Below are 16742 nucleotides of genomic sequence, written 5' to 3'. Positions count from 1 at the left end.
AGACATAGGGCAAGCATTGACGGAAGTCATTTTTCTCCACAGAAAAACCGTGGAAATTCAGAGATTAAGGTTAAAGCGTAAGCATACGGTCCAGCTCGCGGCCGAAACCCTGAACCTCAATCCGGTCGGCAAACAGCGAGACGATGGCGAAGGCATTCCGGTCTTCGGTGTCGACCATGCCCTTGAAGTTGACGAAATGGGTGCCGTTCAGTTCGCCGTAATTGCCATGGTGGTAGTGGCCGCAGAGATAGGCGACAGCCGCCGGTGAATTGGCGATGATTTCGGCCACGCGAGGCGCATCCCAGAGGCTGTGATCGGTGAAGGGATGCAGAGGATAGTGACCGAGCACGACCGCCCGCTCGCCTGCGGCCTCGGCGGCGCGCAAGCGGCCCTCCAGCCAGGCGATCTGGGTCTCCGACATGCCTGAATTCCAGACCATCGCGTTGGGTGCGCCGGTATCCGTCAACGCCTTAAGCCGCCTGGCGGCCTCGAGCCGGCGCGGGTCCTGAAGCGGCGGCGCGAAGAGCGAGACCTCGTTGCCATCGATGACGATGAGGCGCACGCCCTTGATCTCGCGATCGTACCAGGGCGCGGGCATGGAAAGCTTTCCATGCACCGCGCCCAGGCGGTCCGCCGCGACCGCGAAATCATGATTGCCGGGGAGAAAGATGCAGTCGTGCCTCGATGCGGCATAGACGTCGAGCACCGGATCGAAATTCTCGAAGCCGTGGTCGATCAGGTCGCCGAGCGTGACGATGAAATCCAGGTCCTCATGCTCGAAGAAGGACAGCGCGTCGCGGAGTTTGTCGAGGCTGTTGGCGTAATACCTGTCATGCGCAAGGTTTGGCGCGACGGGCGCATACTGGGGATCGGCGATCACGCCGAAGCGAAGTTGCGGAACGGATTGCGCGGTCATGAATTGCATTCGGGCGGGCGAGACATGGCGGCGGAGATAACGGCCTCCTGTGACAGGTTCGTGACGGCGGCGGGCGCTTCCCTTCCCGGTTCCGTCGATTAATGTGCAGTGCAACGACGAGACTCGCAACGGACGCCCGATGAAGAAATACCGCAAATTCTGGATCGCACTCGCAATCCTGCCGCTCTGGATGGGCGTGACGCTCGTCGTGGGCTTTATCAGACCCCGACAGGCAGCCAACCAGGCGGTGCTGATCAGCGAGGGACTGGTGGATGGCATCATTGCCGCGTCGATCTTCCTGCTGATCGTGCTGGCGCTGCTGAAATGGGACAGGCTTGGGCTTCAGTGGCCGAAGCCGCCGCGATCCGTGCTGGTCACGTGGCTGCCTTCCCTCTACATCGTCGCAATCCTCGCGATTTCGACCACGCTTGGGCTTCCGCCCGTCGCAACGATGGCCATCGTGTTTATCAACTGCGCCTTCGTCGGCTTTTCCGAAGAGGTGATGTTTCGCGGCATTCTTTTCCGCGGGGCACTGTCGGCGATGCGGGTGCTGCCGGCGATCTTCTTCACCTCCGCGACCTTCGGTCTTATCCACACGCTCAACACGTTTGCCACCGGTCAACTGGACGTGGCAATCGCGCAAGCGGTCGCCGCCTTCATGAGCGGGCTGCTGTTCAACGTCATCAGGGTCAGGACGCAGTCGGTCTATCCGATGATCGTGCTGCACACGCTTTGGAACTTCTCCCTCTTCATGCTCGTGCATGCGAGCGACGGCGTGAATGAAACGGTGACGATCACGCCGGCAACGCTGATCGCACCGGCGCTGATGATCCTACCGCTGCTCGGATACGGCATCTACCTGATGCGGGGTATCGAGCGGGATTTCGGCTGGATGTCGGACGTCTCGAGCCGAGCCGTGCCCCAGCCGGCAGCCTGAAACAAGTTTCGGCCGTTAGCCTGCGACACGGAATCGGGGCTGCCGCTCCGGGATTTTGCATGCCGTGGAGACGCCATCATGAACGCCGAAACCATTTTCAGCGCCGCCTCGAAGCACTATCAAAAGCGCGATTACATGGGCGCGCTTGAGGCGCTGAACCAGTTGCTCGGCGTACAGCAGGACGGCAAGACGTTCGATCTGCTCGCAAAGACGCTTGTCGGGGTCGGCATGAAGGCGGAAGCGGCGACCGCCTACCAGAACGCCGCCAAAGTCGAGCCGGAACAGGCCGACGGCTTTCTGCGCAAGGCGATGAACCTCTTTCTCGAGGCCGGCGAGGACGACAAGGCGCTGCTTGTCGCCAAAACCTTCATGGGCGTCGCCAAGGAGGATGCCGAGGTGGCCTTCGTGCTCGCCTCGATTTTCGTCAAGCGCGGGCAAAAGCAGATCGTGGCTCCCTTGCGCGGCGCGCTGATCGACAGCGCCGATCCGCGCCATGTGCTGTTCTCGCTGCATTTCATGACCGGCGACATGGAGAACGCGGATGACGAGCGCACGGCGCGCGCCGTGCTGAAACACTTCCCGCACCGCAACGACTTGCGCTTCCACCTGCAGATGATCCTGCGCGATCGCTGCGACTTCGAGGGCATGCGCAAGAACTTCGCGCCGATCGAGGCTGAATTGAAGCGCGGCAACCTGAAGGTTCTCAACCAGGAACAGCCGCTTTCCAACGTGTTCTGGTGCGGCAACGAGAAGCAGAACAAGCACGCCATGGCGACGACGCCCGCTTTTACAGGGGAAGAGCGGGCGCGGCGCCGGCAGATGGCGCACACATGGCGGGACGACAAGCTCAGGATCGGCTATCTCTCGGCCGATTTCTGGCCCGGCCACGCGACGATGAAGCTCCTGCAGGACGTGTTGAAGCGGCACGACCGGGAGCGGTTCGAGGTGACGCTGTTCTGCCATACGCCACCGCAGAAGATCGCCGAAAGCGGTTTCGACCGCAGCGTCTGGGGTGACATCGTCACAGTCACTCACCTCTCTGACGGTGAGGCAGCCGAGACGATCCGGGCCCGCAACATCGACATCCTTGTCGACCTCAAGGGCCACAACAAGGACAATCGCAGCCGCCTGCTAAACCTCGGGCTGGCGCCGGTGCAGGTGACCTGGCTCGGCTTTCCGGGCGCCGTCACCAATGTCGATATCGACTATGCGATCGGCGACCGCTTCGTGCTGCCGGAGAGTTCGGCGCCCCATTATCTCGAGAAATTCTGCCGGATGCCCGAGAGCTACCAGCCGAACGACCCCGTGAGCCGCCCGCCGCCGCGTCATGTGTCGCGGACGCTGGCGCAGCTGCCGGAGGGGCCGTTCGTCTACTCCTCGTTCAACGGCGTGCGGAAGATCACCAGCCATATGGTGGATCTCTGGTCGCGCATCCTGAAGGGTGCGCCTGATAGCGTGTTCTGGCTGATGGCGCCCTACGAGAAGCAACGCGCCAATCTTGCGAAGGCCTTCGCCGAACGGGGGGTCGATCCGGTCCGCATTATCTTCGCGCCCACCATCGTCTACGAGATGCACATTGCCCGCATGGCGACCGCCGACCTGATGCTCGACGCCTATCCCTGCAACGGCCATACCACCACCTCGGAAGCGCTGTGGAGCGGCCTGCCGGTGCTGACCTACAAGGGCACGAACTTCGCCTCGCGTGTTAGCGAAAGCCTGCTGAACGCCGCCGGCCTGCCGGATCTGGTGGCCGACAACGACAAGGCCTATGTCGATCTCGCCATTGCGCTCGGCAACGACCGGGACCGGATGGCGGGCATTCGGAAGCGGCTGATCGACAACCGGTTCTTGCAGCCGCTGTTCGATTCCGAACGCTTCTGCCGCCACCTCGAAACCGCCTATGAGATGATGGCGGAGCGGGCGAAAGCGGGGCTGGAACCGGACCATTTCGATGTGCCGGCGCTGCCGCCAAGGACGGAAGCCTTCGGCTCACTGTAAACCCCGTTAGTCCTCGGTTCGCCCTTCGCTTTCACGGTCGCGCTCGTAGTGCTTCATGCCGGGAAACGGCGGCAGCCAGGATTCGCGGCGGATGGTCCAGAGCTCATAGGTCGGCTTGAACTGATCGACATCGTCGAACGAACCGAGATTGATGCCGATCTCGTCGCCGAAATGGGCGTAGACGGGAGAGCCGCAGGTGGGGCAGAAGAAGCGCCCTTTATAGTCGCGCGCCTCGCCTTCGACCGTTACCGCATCCTCCGGGAAGATCGCGGAAGCATGGAAGAGAGCGCCGTGGTTCTTGCGGCAGTCGAGGCAGTGGCAGGTGCCGACCCTGTAGGGGCGACCTGACGCCACGAAACGAAGATTGCCACACAGGCATCCGCCGGTGAAACGGTCCATGCTTTCGCCTCCTCCTGACTGGACAGGTCCAAGGGCTACACCTTTTGACGCCGCCGATGCAACGGCTTGCGCCGCATGTTTCTAGGCCCGCAGTCGATATTCAACCATACGGTTGACTAAATTTCTTTGCCTGCTATATTCAACTACATGGTTGAATTAATGACACCCGAACTCGACACCGTTTTTCACGCCCTCGGCGACGCCACGCGCCGCCGGATGCTGGGCCAACTCGCCGATGGTGAGCGCACCGTCAGCGAACTGGCGGCGCCACACGCCATGTCGCTTGCCGCCGCCTCCAAGCACATCAAGGTGCTGGAGGGCGCCGGGCTGATCCGCCGCGACGTTCGCGGGCGGACCCATGTCTGCCGGCTGGAACCGGGACCGCTGGCGCACGCCCATGAATGGCTCGCCTGGTACAAGCGCTTCTGGACCGATCGTCTTGATGTCCTCGAGGATCTTTTGCGCGACGAGGACGCGCGCACCGCAGCTAGAGAAACCCCTGCTAAACCGAAGCCCGACAAACCCCAAGAAGGAGAGTTATGATGACTGACCTTTCGACGATGGACGCCTATGGCGCGCTGATCGAACCCGCCACGCTCAAGATCGAGCGCATGCTGCCCGGCCCGGTGGAGCGCATCTGGGCCTATCTCACCGACAGCGACCTGCGCGCCAAGTGGCTCGCCTGGGGCACCATGGCGATGACGAAAGGCTCCGGCTTCGAACTCGTCTGGCGCAATGACGAGCTGACCGACATAGCGGGTGTCCGCCCCGATGGCTTTTCCGAGGAAATGCGGATGACGAGCACGATCGTCGAGGCCGATCCGCCGCACAGGCTGACCTTCACCTGGGGCGAGCGCGGCGAGGTCACGTTCGATCTCGAACCGATGGGCAAGGAGGTGCTGCTGACCGTGATCCATCGCCGCATTTCCGACCGCGCCAATATCCTGATGGTCGGCGCCGGCTGGCACATGCATCTCGACATCCTCGTTGCCGTCGCCTCCGGCCGCAAACCGACCCAGAACTTCTGGGCCGGCTGGACAAGGCTGCGCGACGAGTACGACCGGCGGCTGCCGGTTTAAGCCAGACACCTGAAGCCCGTGGTCGCCAAGCTCAAGGCGGCTGCCGGCGCATTGCATTTCACCCACCCCCCCATCGGACGGCGTGGCGCGGACGAGATCGTTCCGCCCGATCGGTGCCGCACGCGTCGCTCCGACTTTCTTTCAAAGGACATCCCCATGATTCTCAAGGGAAAGACCGCCGTGATCCACGGCGGCAGCGGCGCCATCGGCTCCGCCATCGCCGGAACCTTCCTGCGCGAAGGAGCGAAAGTGTATCTCGTGGGCCGTAATCCGGATCGTCTTGCCAGCGCGGCAGAGCGTCTTCGCAATGGCGGCGGGGTAGTCGAAACCGCCGCCGTGGATGTGCTGGACGACACCGCGGTCGCCAGCCATGCCGCCTCCGTCGCCAAGGCGGAGGGCGGCATCGACATCGCCGTCAACGCCACGAGCTTCATGCATGACCAGGGGAGCCTGATTGATACGCTGAGCCTCGCGGACTTCATGGAGCCGATCGACCGATTCCTGCGCTCGCTGTTCAATACGGCGAAGGCGGTGACACCGCATATGGGCGGCGAACGCGGGGGCGTGATCCTGTCGCTGACGGCGCCGGCGGGACGCATGATGCTTGCCGGCCACATGGGGCACGTCGTCTCCTGCGCCGGCATCGAGAGCCTGACGCGCTGCCTTGCCGCCGATCTCGGGCCCCGCAACATCCGCGCCGTCTGCATCCGCCCGCACGGCATCAGCGACGCGCCCGAGGCCGGGTCCTACACCGGGCACCTGTTCTACCGGAAGACGCGCGAGATGGGGATAACCCTCGACCAATTCATGACCGGGATGGCCGACACCACGCTGCTGAACCGCCTGCCGACACTCACGGAGGTGGCCGAAACAGCCCTTTTCCTCGCTTCTCCCGCCGCCCGCACCATGACCGGCACGACGGTGAACCTGACGGCGGGGGCGACGATGGATTGAGGGGGAGGCGCTTCGGCACCGATAGATCCGCGCACGACGGGACCGGTGGCGGACTTCCAATAGAGGGATTGACTTGTATCGCCTTACCTATTCACGAATTTTCGCCATCGGCTGCTTGGGTGTCGCGCACTGATATTGTCCAGTGGGGGCAAGTTTCCTCATTAAAGAAAATGGATTTCCATGAGAGATTGCTCGTTGTCGTCGCTGTAAAAGTATAATTCGGATTTCTTCGATGTCTTTAAGACCTTTCTGAATTCAGAGTCGTGCAAGATGTCAATCTCTTGATATCGTATATCCAATTTTTCCAATTCCATCTTAGCCTTTGATATTGGAAGGCCGGGCAGGAAAACTCCAAAATCAACCTTCAGGTGCCTCGTCAGTCGAATACGTTTTTTGGGTATTAAGACATCGTTGAGAGAATCCCAAAGCTCGATCCAGATACGCTCTATTTCGACCTTGTTGTTGCGGGCGCGTAAGCTGATTTCAAAGTCTTTATACCCAAGCTGACAGATGAATTCGTCTTCAATACCAAAATCCCAACGCTCCGGAACGCCCAGGAATTTACCTAAATCCTCCAACCTACTTCGCGGAGCTAAGGGGCTGTGAAATTCACCCCGGATCATCGAACTAACTGAAATCAATGTCATGTATTTGGCTTTCGCTGGGCGCTATCTTGATGATTGTTGTCGGTGCCGTCGCCGTTTTCTTGACTATCTTTTTTCCAGTTCCCGTCAGCTCACTGCGATGTTTTTCTTTCCCGAGGTTTGTCACGCGTCGATGGACCTCAACGACAACCCGCCCCCTCACCCCACTCTCCACCTGTCCAGCACATACGCCTCGAGAAATTCCGAAAACGTCGCCACCTTTCGCGGCAAGTGTTCGTAAGGCGGGTAGCAGACGGTGAGGATGTCCGGAGCTTTCCAGTCGGAGCAGCGTGACGAGGCGGACGAAGCTGAGGTCTTCCTCGGCGACGACGCAAGTGGCAAGGTGATGCTCTCGTCGGCCAGCGATAGTTTTGCCAAGACATCGCCGGCGGCGGCACATGAATTGACCAGTTTCCTATCCCTCTGAGAGGAATACGATGAACGCCAGGATTCGCGCAACCAGGATATTGAAGAACCTAAAACCCTACGAAGCCGTAGGGACCCCACTTTACATCCCTCGCATCAGGAATATGGCTTACTAATAGGCACATATAAAAACCCTGCGCCAAACCACGATATACTCCTAATATTTGACGAAGGAATTTCCTAGGGCAAAGGAGAACCGAAAAATTCGTTTCGCTATAAAAATGTAACTCCGATATATTTACCGTCGGCAAAACAAAGCCGCGAAATAATAATAAAAACCGAAGATGGCACTTTTTTAACAATGCCAGTAAATGGAACTGACGGAAATTTTTTCGACAGCATGGATATGCTGAGATTCCTGGATAGATTTGTCAAAGACTGAGGGAAAAGGAATAGTTAAGGCCCTGATCATGGCGAATGTTCGTTTCGAACTTAAGCAAATTCCAGACGGAATGAGACCCTTGACATCCGAAGAAGCGGAGTTCACGGAGGTCAATATATCTAAATATTTATCGTTTACTCCTATGGGCGACCATTTAGTCCCTGATCGATCAATATTGGCCCCTCTGCAAGGTGTCCCAGCTCGTGTGTTAGGTGGCAGCCTTGGCATCGGCGGAGAGCATAAAGGGAGATGGACCGAAAAGGAATTCGATGAGTTCTTTGAGGAGCATCTTTCAGGTGGCTGCTATCTTTGGGTTGAGTCAGTGGAAAAAGAGCAGACTTTTGAGCCTTTGTGCTGGGCTCCTTATAGTTCTGCACGACGCGATTGGCTTTATGTGTATGCTAAAATAGAAAACAGCGGCCTTCCCTGCGGCATGACGAGCTCCGATGGAAGACTCTCCATGTTCACGGAACTCGATTGCAACTTTACGATAGTGTACGGCGACCCCACATTAATTTCGAAATTCGATGAAAAATTTGGCGAAAAATATGAAATATGTGAATACTTCAAGGAGTTCTTGAAGGCCAACGAAGTGGACTTCGGAGAGGGAAACATCTATCAATTTTTGATGACGCACTTGGTGCCCATCCTCGGATGCGATGAATAGTCAAAATATCGTTCCGATACGTAACACTCCTTGATTCGATTGCGAGAATATCTTTGCACCAATTCTGTCGATTTCGCCGCCATTATCTCGGATAAAGATAAACTTTCACTACCCACCCCCAAAAGCCTGAAGTCCCTCCTAGATCTGATGGCTCGTCGCGTGCAACGCCCACACAAACTGATGATGAACTCGATGATTGACGACAGAGATCGGATCACGGCCGTACGCGCATTGGCCCGTCTAGAGCGGCCGCTGGACGACGTGCTGATTGCGGTTTCTAAATTTGAATGGGATTATCATGGGTCACCATTCATACTTAGAAAGAAATACGTAGAGGATATCTTGCAAAGATATCTGTCCAGAAAATTAACAGATGTCGAACTGGAAACGTGGGCCGACGCCGTAGAGCTAAGGGAAGACATTGCCTTCGATGAAAATCATTCCCAGTGGCTCGAAGATGTGATCACGACACTGTCAAGCCACGAACTCAATGGCCCAACAAACAGAGATAGAATCCTTTCATTCCTAAAGTAGGTAGGATGGGCTTCTGAATAATATCGGGGTTTGTCCGCCCCTCAACCCGCCGCCCAACTCTCCAGCACGAACGCCTCGAAGAACTCCGAAAACGTCGCGACCTTCAGCGGTAGGTGTTCGTAGGGCGGGTAGTATAGGGTGAGCCAGATTTCCGGGGCTTTCCAGTCGTCGAGCAGCGTGACGAGGCGGCCAGCGGCGAGGTCATCCTCGACAATGAAGCGGGGCAGCAGGGTGATCCCTTCGCCTGCCAGCGCGAGCCGCATCAGGAAATCGCCGTTGTTGACCGAGAACCGTCCCTTGGCCTCGATGGTGCGGGTGGCGCCGGCGCGGGTGAGCGACCAGGTTTCCGTCTGGGTCCGGTCGTCGTAGCTCAGGCACTGGTGGTTCACCAGGTCTTCCGGCCGCTCGGGCCGTCCGTTGATCGCGACATAACCGGACGAGGCGACCAGCACGCGCGGCACGGGGCAGATCTTGCGCCAGATCGTCGACTTGTCGGTCGGCGGGCCGGAAATGCGGATCGCGAGATCGTAGTCTTCCTCGACGATATCGACGAAACGGTCGGAGAGATCGACGGCCACCGTGGTGCCTGGATGCACCAGCGCGAACTGGCTGAGGATCGGCGGCAGGACCTTGAGGCCGAGCGACATGGGGGCGGAAATCCGCAGCGACCCGGTCGTGACCTTCTGCAGGTCGCGGGTTTCCTCCGTCGCCTTCGCCAGCCCCTCGGCGAGCGGTGCGACACGGGCGGCATAGACCGCGCCGGCCGAGGTGAGCGACACCTGCCTCGTGGTGCGCAGGAGAAGCTGGAGCCCCAGGCGTTCTTCGAGCGCTGCCACCGTGCGGGTGACGGAAGCAGGCGTGGTGCCGAGCAGACGGGCTGCGGCGCTGAAGCTCTTCTGCTCGGCCACCGTCAGGAACGTACGGATCGATTCTAGTTCGCCCATCGGAGACCTTTACGAAAATCGCAATAGTGTTCGACGGATTATACCTATTCTATGGCGATAATCCATGGGCCATATTCCAGCCAACGCAACGAACACACCGCACCGGTTGGAAAGGAAAAGCGCCATGCTTACCCAGATCAAAGGGCTTCACCACGTCACCTCGATGGCTGCGGACGCCCAGGAAAACAACGATTTCTTCACCAAGACACTCGGCCTGCGCCGGGTCAAGAAGACCGTCAACTTCGACGCTCCCGATGTCTACCACCTCTACTACGGCGACGAGGTCGGCAATGCCGGCACGATCATGACCTATTTCCCCTTCGCCAACATGGGCAAGGGCAAGCGCGGCGCCGGCGAAGTGGCCGAAACGGTCTTCTCGATCCCGCGCGGCACCCTGCCCTACTGGCAGGAACGTCTCTCCAAGCTCGGCGTCGGCAATCTCGAAACCTATGAGCTGTTCGGCGAGAAGCGTCTGCGCTTCGCCGGCCCTGATGGTGACGGCTTCGCGCTGGCAGAAGTGGACGGCGACGAGCGCGTACCTTTCGACGGCGGCCCGGTTCCGGTCGCGGACGGCATTCACGGCTTCCGCGGCGTGACCATGCGTCTGCGCGACGAGGGCGCTTCGGCCGAACTCCTGAAGTTCATGGGCTATGAAGCCATCGACAAGCAGGGCGAGATGGTCCGCTACGTCAAGCCCGGCGGCAATGGCGCCGATTATGTGGACCTCGAAGTGCTGCCCGGTGCCGCGCCTGCGATGCAGGGTGCCGGTTCCGTGCACCACGTGGCTTTCGCCGTCGAGGATCGCGCAGCCCAGCTCGAAGTGCGCAAGGCGCTGATGGACACCGGCTACAACGTCACGCCCGTCATCGACCGCGACTACTTCTGGGCGATCTACTTCCGCACGCCAGGCGGCGTGCTGTTCGAGATCGCCACCAACGAGCCGGGCTTTGCCCGCGACGAGGATACCGCCAATCTCGGTTCGGCGCTGAAGCTGCCGACCCGCTACCAGCAGTACCGTTCGCAGATCGAGGCGCACCTGCCCGCGATCAAGGACTGACCGGCCGACGGCTATCGCTTCGGCGGTAGCCCCTCATCCGGCTGCCGCCACCTTCTCCCCGTTTTGACGGGGAGAAGGGTCATGCCGCACCGGCACCGTTCCTCCCGCTCTGCGTGGAGAGAGGAACGAACCGCCGCCACAGGTCCCTTCTCCCCGCCTGCGGGGAGAAGGTGCCGGCAGGCGGATGAGGGGCAAGCCTGAATACGACAGCCCGACCATTCCATTCTCACCGAAGGAGACCAGACGATGTCCCTCACCAGCTACCAACATCTCTACCGCGCGCCGGAAGGCGCCGCGCCGCTCGTCTTCACCTTCCACGGCACCGGCGGCGACGAACATCAGTTTCCCGGCCTCGTGCAGCAGATCCTGCCGGGCGCCGGCATCGTCTCGCCGCGCGGCGACGTGTCGGAATACGGCGCCAACCGGTTCTTCAAGCGGACCGGCGAAGGCGTCTACGACATGGCGGACCTCGCCGCCCGGACGAAGACGATGGCCGCCTTCATCCGCGCCCAGCGGGATCGCCATCCGGGCGTTCCGGTTTATGCGCTCGGATATTCGAACGGGGCGAACATCCTCGCCTCGGTGATGTTCGAGGCGCCGGACCTGATCGACCGGGCGGTGCTGATGCATCCGCTGATCCCCTGGACGCCGGCAGACCAGGCTGGCTTCAAGGATCGGCCGATCCTCGTGACCGCGGGAGAGCGCGATCCGATCTGCCCTCTTCCGGGCACCCGGGCGCTCGTCGCCTATCTCGAAAAGCAGGGGGCGGCGGTCGAAACCGTGCTGCATCCGGGCGGGCACGAGGTTCCGGCATCCGAAATCGAGGCGATCGCCCGCTTCATCAAGAGCTGAGGTCGTCTGACAAGAGCCCGGCGCGGTTCAGGACCGCGCCGGTATCTCATGGTCCGGACTTTCTCACGCCGCGCGCATCTGCTTCAGCGGACCGGCCCACTTGACGAGTTCGTCAAGCATCACGGCGGCGCCCTGGATCATTGGCTCGTTGGCGGTGAAGACGCCATTCTCGTCGATGAACTGCGGGAAGAATGGCACCGGTACCGACTGCGGGATGGGATGGGCATTCACCGATGTCATCAGCAGCCGCAATTCCTGCGCGGCGCGCAGGCCGCCGGAGACATAGGCGTAGGAGACGACGCCAACAGGCTTGTAAGACCATTCGCGGACGAGGGTCTGGACGGCGTTGATCAGCGAGGCCGGCGGGAAGAAGTCGTATTCCGGCGTGACGAAGACGAAGGCGTCGGCGGCGTTGACGCTCTCGCTCCAGCGCCTGGTGTGGTCGTGTTCGTATTTCTGCAGGACGGGATGGTTCGGTTCATCGAGCAGGGGCAGGTTGAAATCGGCGATATCAACGAGTTCGACCTCGAACTTGCCGTGCTCGCGGGCGAATTTCTCGAACCAGGCGGCGACAGTGGGGCCGACGCGGCCCGGACGGGTGCTGCCAACGATAACGTTCAGCTTCATGGATACAATCCTTGTGTATGTATGTGAGGCTCCGCTTGGGAGCGTGGCGCGCCGACGGGAGGATGGGACGCACAGCACACAAAGACGCACACTATATGTTGTCTGATAAAACAATATCAAAGTTGGTGACGCAGTGTTCAAGTTCCTGACAGGCCGGATCGACGGCAATGCGTGACCGCCCCTTGGACTTCCGCTGATATGTATGGATAGATCGGCATCGCCCGCCATGACGCAGCGCGCGGCCACCAGATGAGGAGACAGACGCAATGGTAACGATCGTCGGAATTTCGGGAAGCCTGCGCAAGGGCTCTCTCAACACGGCGCTCCTGAAGACGGCAGCCGGGCTGATGCCGGATGGATCGACCCTAGAGATCGGTACAATCCGCGGCATTCCGCTCTATGACGGCGACCTGGAAGCCGACCAGGGCATTCCGGATGCCGTGACAACGCTGAAGGAGAAGATCGCCTCCGCCGATGGACTGCTGCTGGTCACGCCCGAATACAACAACTCCATTCCCGGCGTGTTCAAGAACGCGATCGACTGGCTGTCTCGCCCGTCAAACGACATCAGCCGCGTCTTCGGTGGCCGGCCGACGGCGATCATGGGCGCTTCGCCGGGCGGCTTCGGCACCGTGCTCTCCCAGACCGCCTGGCTGCCGGTCATGCACACGCTCGGCACCGACCTCTGGCACGGCAAACGCATGCTGGTATCGCGCGCCGGCAGCGTCTTCGACGCCGAGGGCACGATGGTGGACGAGAAGGTCAAGGAACAGCTGCGCGGGTTCATGGAGGGATTCGTGGCGTTTGTCGGGCGACGGTAGACTGGCGACCGGCAACTTCTTGGCGATCGGCTTGTCGTAACGATCTATTGCGCTAGACTAGCGGCGTCTAACCGGAACGATAAGCGATGGCACTAAGCATCAAGGATTTGGAAACGGAACGTCTGGCACAAGCACTTGCAGAACGCACCGGAGAGTCCGTCGCGATCGCGACGCGGCGGGCTCTGGAGGAACGCCTTAGTCGTCTCGCCGAGACGCCGGTACGGGAGGCCAGATTGGAGGAGCTGGTTGCGAGCCGCCGGCGTTTCGCCGCCCTGCCTAAGCTCGACGACCGGTCGAGCGACGATATCCTCGGATACGATAAAAACGGATCGCCGTCCTGATGGTCATCGACAGTTCTGCGGTCGTCGCCATCGCGCTGGACGAGCCGGACGCGGATGAGTTGGAACGCAAGATCGCAGACGACCCGGTCAGGTTGATGTCGACTGCTACCCTGCTCGAGCTCTCCATCGTTATAGAGACACGCCTCGGAGAAGCCGGCTCCGTGGAACTTGATCATTGGCTCCGCGCGGCCAGTGTCGAACTTGTTGGCGTCGACATCGATCAGGTCGAGATCGCCCGCCGGGCGTGGCGACGATATGGCAAAGGCCGGCACCTTGCCGGTCTCAACTATGGTGACTGCTTTTCCTATGCGCTTGCCACGGCCACAGGCGAGCCTCTTTTGTTCAAAGGGCGGGACTTCACACTCACCGATATTCGTGTCGCCTAAAACACCCCGCCTCACTAGCCAAAAGCTGTCAGCAGTCAGTGTCACCTGCAAAAAACAATCGTTGTTCACGATTTACATTCTCCATATGCCGCGCCAACCTGATTGCGTATTGCAACCTGTTTGACGACGGGACCCGGCAGCTGTAACGTTGCCGTGGCCGTCTGGAGGATATTTCCATGGAGAGGAATTACGGTTGGGTCGTGGTGGCGGCGGGAGCGCTGATCACGTGTGTGGCCATGGGCGCGATGTTTTCGTTGCCGGTCTATCTCCAGCCCATCGCCGACGATACCGGCTGGACGCGCGCGGGCATATCGGCGGCGATGACGGTCGGGTTCCTCACCATGGGCGTTGCGGGCTTCGGCTGGGGAACTCTCAGCGACCGCATCGGCGCGATGCCGGTGGTGCTGATCGCCGCTTTCATGCTTGGCACCGGGCTTCTGATCGCCAGCCGTGCCACCGATCTCCTGACCTTCCAGATCGCCTATGGCGGTCTCGTCGGCGCTTCGGGCGGCGCCTTTTTCGCGCCGATCATGGCGGCGACCGTCGGCTGGTTCGACAAGCACCGCAGCCTGGCAGTCTCGCTGGTGTCGATCGGTACCGGTATCGCTCCAATGGTGATCACGCCCTTTGCCAGCGTACTGATCGAAACCTATGGCTGGCGCAGCGCGATGACGATGATCGCAATCGCCGCGCTCGTGATCATCGCGCCGGCGAGCTTCCTTATCCGCCGACCGCCGGCCGTTATGGAGCCTGCGTTGACGCCTGCCGGCAGCGATGCCCCTGCCCGGCCCGCATCCGCATTCTCGGCGCTCGCCACGCCGCAGTTCGTGGTGCTCGCCGGCACCTTTTTCCTCTGCTGCGCAGCCCATTCCGGCCCGATCTTCCATACCGTCAGCTATGCGATGATCTGCGGCGCCACGCCGATCGCGGCGGCGACCATATACAGCGTCGAGGGCGTGGCGGGGCTGTTCGGCCGTCTGTTTTTCGGGCTTGCCGCCGACCGTCTCGGCGTCAGGCGCGTGCTGGTCGCCGGCCTGGTTTTACAGGCAGTCGGTATCTATACCTATGTGCATGTCTCGCAGCTCACCGAGTTCTACATGCTGGCGATGGTGCTCGGGATGGCCTATGGCGGGGTCATGCCGCTCTACGCCGTCATCGCGCGCGACTATTTCGGCCCGCATGTGATGGGGACGGTCATGGGCGCGGCGGTCATGACATCGTGCATCGGCATGGCGTTCGGTCCGATCGGCGGCGGCTATCTCTACGACACCTTCGCCACCTATGACTGGCTCTATCTCGCCTCAGCCGCCGTCGGCCTGGCAGCGGCTGCCATGGCGCTCGCCTTCCCGGCGCCACGCAGGAAAGAGGATGCGGAACCGACGCTGGCGGGTGCCACCTGAGCGCTGAAAACATCGCCCGCGCGTTCCGCACCCTTCTGGACACGACCACCGGCTTCTGTCAGAAGGCCCGCGGGACGCGACTGCCGTTAACTTAAGAACGGGGTCGGGCCGCTGATTGACGTCAGGCGGCTGCCGCGAGATCACGCTGGCCGTTCCAATTTTCAATCTTCCGCATGGCGCCGTTCGCGCAAAGAAAAACCCGGCACCTTTCGGCACCGGGTTCGTCAAAAATCACCAAGCAGCCAAAGCTTACTTCGTGGCGGCCTCGTACATTTCCAGCACGTAATCCCAGTTGATCAGGCTGTCGACGAAGGCCTCAAGGTACTTCGGACGGGCGTTGCGGTAGTCGATGTAGTAGGAGTGTTCCCAGACATCGACGCCGAGGATCGGGGAGGCGCCGTGGACCAGCGGGTTTTCGCCGTTCGGGGTCTTGGAAATGGCGAGCTTGCCGTCCTTGACCGTCAGCCATGCCCAGCCGGAGCCGAACTGCGTGGTACCGGCGGCAACGAAATCAGCCTTGAACTTGTCGTAGCCACCGAGATCGCTGTCGATCGCGGACTGAAGCTTGCCCGGCAGTTTGGTGCCGCCGCCATCCTTCTTCATCCACTTCCAGAAATGGATGTGGTTGTAGTGCTGGCCGGCATTGTTGAAGAGGCCGGCATTGGTGCCGTAGGACTTCTTGACGATTTCCTCGAGCGACAGGTCCGCCATGCCGGCTTCGGCGGCGAGCTTGTTGCCGTTGTCCACGTAGGCCTTGTGGTGCTTGTCGTGGTGGAACTCCAGCGTCTCGGCCGACATGTAGGGGGCAAGAGCGTCGTAAGCGTAGGGAAGTTCAGGCAATTCGAAGGCCATGGCGTCAATCTCCTTTTGGCAACGGAATGCGGTCAATGGTGACCGGGAACATAGGAGGGGAACTCAGGAGAGGCAACCTCGCAAACATCAAAATTGTTCCCATCCCTGCAAAGTTTAGGCTGGAAAAACCGCGCGATGCGGAACAGAGTTGCGGCGCGTCCGGCAAATGCCGGAAAGCACCCAAAACAGCTTTTACGGAGCCAGCCATGCACCGCCTTTCCGGTCTCACGATCGCCGTCCTCCTCGCTGCCTCTCCAGCGTTTGCCTCCTCCGACGAAGCTTGGGATGAGTTCGCCAAAGAGGTCGAGGCGAAGTGCCTCAATACGGCCGCTCCGAACCTCGAAAATGCGAAAATTGCCGTCGATCCGTTCGGCAGCGAGCGCTTCGGCCTCGCGATCCTGACCGGCAAGGCGAAGGGCGCCGATGCAATCGTCAGCTATATCTGCGTGATGGACAAGCAGGCCGGCACCGTGGAACTCGGCAGCGAGCTGACAGCGGATGTGGTGGGCGTGACGGTGCCTTGAAG

The 16742-nt window shown here is 60.5% G+C and carries 22 protein-coding genes; 15 read left to right on the top strand and 7 right to left on the bottom strand.

What is annotated here, in order from left to right:
- Positions 1–70: 70 nt before the first annotated feature.
- The gene (locus tag J5J09_RS06075; protein ID WP_208548786.1) at positions 71–916 is read right to left on the bottom strand and encodes a metallophosphoesterase; all 846 of its coding nucleotides are present in this window, start codon (positions 914–916) and stop codon (positions 71–73) included.
- A 139-nt stretch (positions 917–1055) separates the two neighbouring features.
- On the opposite strand from J5J09_RS06075, the gene J5J09_RS06070 reads away from it, so the two are divergent.
- Together J5J09_RS06070 and J5J09_RS06065 are read left to right on the top strand one after the other, a co-directional pair.
- Positions 1056–1853 (top strand): type II CAAX endopeptidase family protein, encoded by a 798-nt coding sequence (locus J5J09_RS06070; protein WP_208548785.1) that lies wholly within the window; start codon positions 1056–1058, stop codon positions 1851–1853.
- Positions 1854–1931: 78 nt separating this feature from the next.
- Positions 1932–3851, top strand: a complete 1920-nt coding sequence (locus J5J09_RS06065; protein WP_208548784.1) for a glycosyl transferase — start codon at positions 1932–1934, stop codon at positions 3849–3851.
- A gap of 6 nt (positions 3852–3857) precedes the next feature.
- On the opposite strand, the gene J5J09_RS06060 is transcribed toward J5J09_RS06065, so the two are convergent.
- Positions 3858–4250, bottom strand: a complete 393-nt coding sequence (locus J5J09_RS06060) for a GFA family protein (RefSeq protein WP_208548783.1) — start codon at positions 4248–4250, stop codon at positions 3858–3860.
- 147 nt (positions 4251–4397) lie between these two features.
- Between J5J09_RS06060 and J5J09_RS06055 the strand changes: the two genes are divergently transcribed.
- The 3 genes from J5J09_RS06055 (at position 4398) to J5J09_RS06045 (ending at position 6283) form a co-directional block, all read left to right on the top strand.
- Entirely contained in the window at positions 4398–4793 is a 396-nt protein-coding gene (locus tag J5J09_RS06055) for a metalloregulator ArsR/SmtB family transcription factor (protein WP_208553131.1), read from the top strand.
- Positions 4793–5329 carry an SRPBCC family protein gene (locus tag J5J09_RS06050; protein ID WP_208548782.1) on the top strand — a complete coding sequence of 179 codons (537 nt, stop codon included), beginning with the start codon at positions 4793–4795 and terminating at the stop codon, positions 5327–5329. Before J5J09_RS06055 ends, J5J09_RS06050 begins: the two co-directional genes overlap by 1 nt.
- A gap of 156 nt (positions 5330–5485) precedes the next feature.
- A complete protein-coding gene (locus J5J09_RS06045) occupies positions 5486–6283 on the top strand; it encodes an SDR family oxidoreductase (RefSeq protein WP_208548781.1) in 798 nt (265 codons plus the stop codon).
- Between the two features lie 161 nt (positions 6284–6444).
- Here J5J09_RS06045 and J5J09_RS06040 read toward each other — a convergent pair whose 3' ends face one another.
- Positions 6445–6930: a hypothetical protein gene (locus J5J09_RS06040; RefSeq protein ID WP_208548780.1), complete on the bottom strand. Its 486-nt coding sequence runs from the start codon at positions 6928–6930 to the stop codon at positions 6445–6447.
- Positions 6931–7189: 259 nt separating this feature from the next.
- Between J5J09_RS06040 and J5J09_RS06035 the strand changes: the two genes are divergently transcribed.
- The 3 genes from J5J09_RS06035 (at position 7190) to J5J09_RS06025 (ending at position 8936) form a co-directional block, all read left to right on the top strand.
- Entirely contained in the window at positions 7190–7354 is a 165-nt protein-coding gene (locus tag J5J09_RS06035; RefSeq protein ID WP_208548779.1) for a hypothetical protein, read from the top strand.
- Between the two features lie 409 nt (positions 7355–7763).
- Positions 7764–8402 (top strand): hypothetical protein, encoded by a 639-nt coding sequence (locus tag J5J09_RS06030; RefSeq protein WP_208548778.1) that lies wholly within the window; start codon positions 7764–7766, stop codon positions 8400–8402.
- Between the two features lie 30 nt (positions 8403–8432).
- Complete coding sequence (locus J5J09_RS06025) at positions 8433–8936, top strand: hypothetical protein (RefSeq protein WP_208548777.1); 504 nt, start codon at positions 8433–8435, stop codon at positions 8934–8936.
- Between the two features lie 41 nt (positions 8937–8977).
- Here J5J09_RS06025 and J5J09_RS06020 read toward each other — a convergent pair whose 3' ends face one another.
- Positions 8978–9880, bottom strand: coding sequence for a LysR family transcriptional regulator (locus J5J09_RS06020; protein WP_208548776.1), 903 nt, complete (start codon positions 9878–9880; stop codon positions 8978–8980).
- 124 nt (positions 9881–10004) lie between these two features.
- Between J5J09_RS06020 and J5J09_RS06015 the strand changes: the two genes are divergently transcribed.
- Positions 10005–10937, top strand: a complete 933-nt coding sequence (locus tag J5J09_RS06015) for a VOC family protein (RefSeq protein ID WP_208548775.1) — start codon at positions 10005–10007, stop codon at positions 10935–10937.
- Between the two features lie 246 nt (positions 10938–11183).
- Positions 11184–11789, top strand: a complete 606-nt coding sequence (locus J5J09_RS06010; protein ID WP_208548774.1) for an alpha/beta hydrolase — start codon at positions 11184–11186, stop codon at positions 11787–11789.
- Between the two features lie 63 nt (positions 11790–11852).
- Here the strand turns inward: J5J09_RS06010 and J5J09_RS06005 are convergent, their stop codons facing one another.
- On the bottom strand, positions 11853–12416 hold the full coding sequence (locus J5J09_RS06005; protein ID WP_208548773.1) for an NADPH-dependent FMN reductase: 564 nt from the start codon (positions 12414–12416) through the stop codon (positions 11853–11855).
- A gap of 266 nt (positions 12417–12682) precedes the next feature.
- Here J5J09_RS06005 and J5J09_RS06000 point away from each other — a divergent pair, with 266 nt between their 5' ends.
- The 4 genes from J5J09_RS06000 (at position 12683) to J5J09_RS05985 (ending at position 15364) form a co-directional block, all read left to right on the top strand.
- Positions 12683–13237, top strand: a complete 555-nt coding sequence (locus tag J5J09_RS06000; protein WP_208548772.1) for an NADPH-dependent FMN reductase — start codon at positions 12683–12685, stop codon at positions 13235–13237.
- 86 nt (positions 13238–13323) lie between these two features.
- Positions 13324–13578, top strand: a complete 255-nt coding sequence (locus J5J09_RS05995; protein ID WP_208548771.1) for a type II toxin-antitoxin system VapB family antitoxin — start codon at positions 13324–13326, stop codon at positions 13576–13578.
- Positions 13578–13964: a type II toxin-antitoxin system VapC family toxin gene (locus J5J09_RS05990; protein ID WP_208548770.1), complete on the top strand. Its 387-nt coding sequence runs from the start codon at positions 13578–13580 to the stop codon at positions 13962–13964. Before J5J09_RS05995 ends, J5J09_RS05990 begins: the two co-directional genes overlap by 1 nt.
- Before the next feature lie 176 nt (positions 13965–14140).
- Positions 14141–15364: an MFS transporter gene (locus J5J09_RS05985; protein WP_208548769.1), complete on the top strand. Its 1224-nt coding sequence runs from the start codon at positions 14141–14143 to the stop codon at positions 15362–15364.
- Between the two features lie 249 nt (positions 15365–15613).
- On the opposite strand, the gene J5J09_RS05980 is transcribed toward J5J09_RS05985, so the two are convergent.
- Positions 15614–16216, bottom strand: coding sequence for a superoxide dismutase (locus J5J09_RS05980; RefSeq protein ID WP_208548768.1), 603 nt, complete (start codon positions 16214–16216; stop codon positions 15614–15616).
- A 4-nt stretch (positions 16217–16220) separates the two neighbouring features.
- Positions 16221–16424 (bottom strand): hypothetical protein, encoded by a 204-nt coding sequence (locus J5J09_RS05975; RefSeq protein ID WP_208548767.1) that lies wholly within the window; start codon positions 16422–16424, stop codon positions 16221–16223.
- On the opposite strand from J5J09_RS05975, the gene J5J09_RS05970 reads away from it, so the two are divergent.
- Positions 16423–16740, top strand: coding sequence for a hypothetical protein (locus J5J09_RS05970; protein ID WP_208548766.1), 318 nt, complete (start codon positions 16423–16425; stop codon positions 16738–16740). The genes J5J09_RS05975 and J5J09_RS05970 overlap by 2 nt on opposite strands.
- Positions 16741–16742: the final 2 nt, after the last annotated feature.

This window comes from Ciceribacter sp. L1K22 (assembly GCF_017599385.1).
Taxonomy (GTDB): Bacteria; Pseudomonadota; Alphaproteobacteria; order Rhizobiales; family Rhizobiaceae; genus Allorhizobium.
Note: the sequence above shows the minus strand (reverse complement) of the source record. Positions and strands in the feature narration are given on the sequence as shown.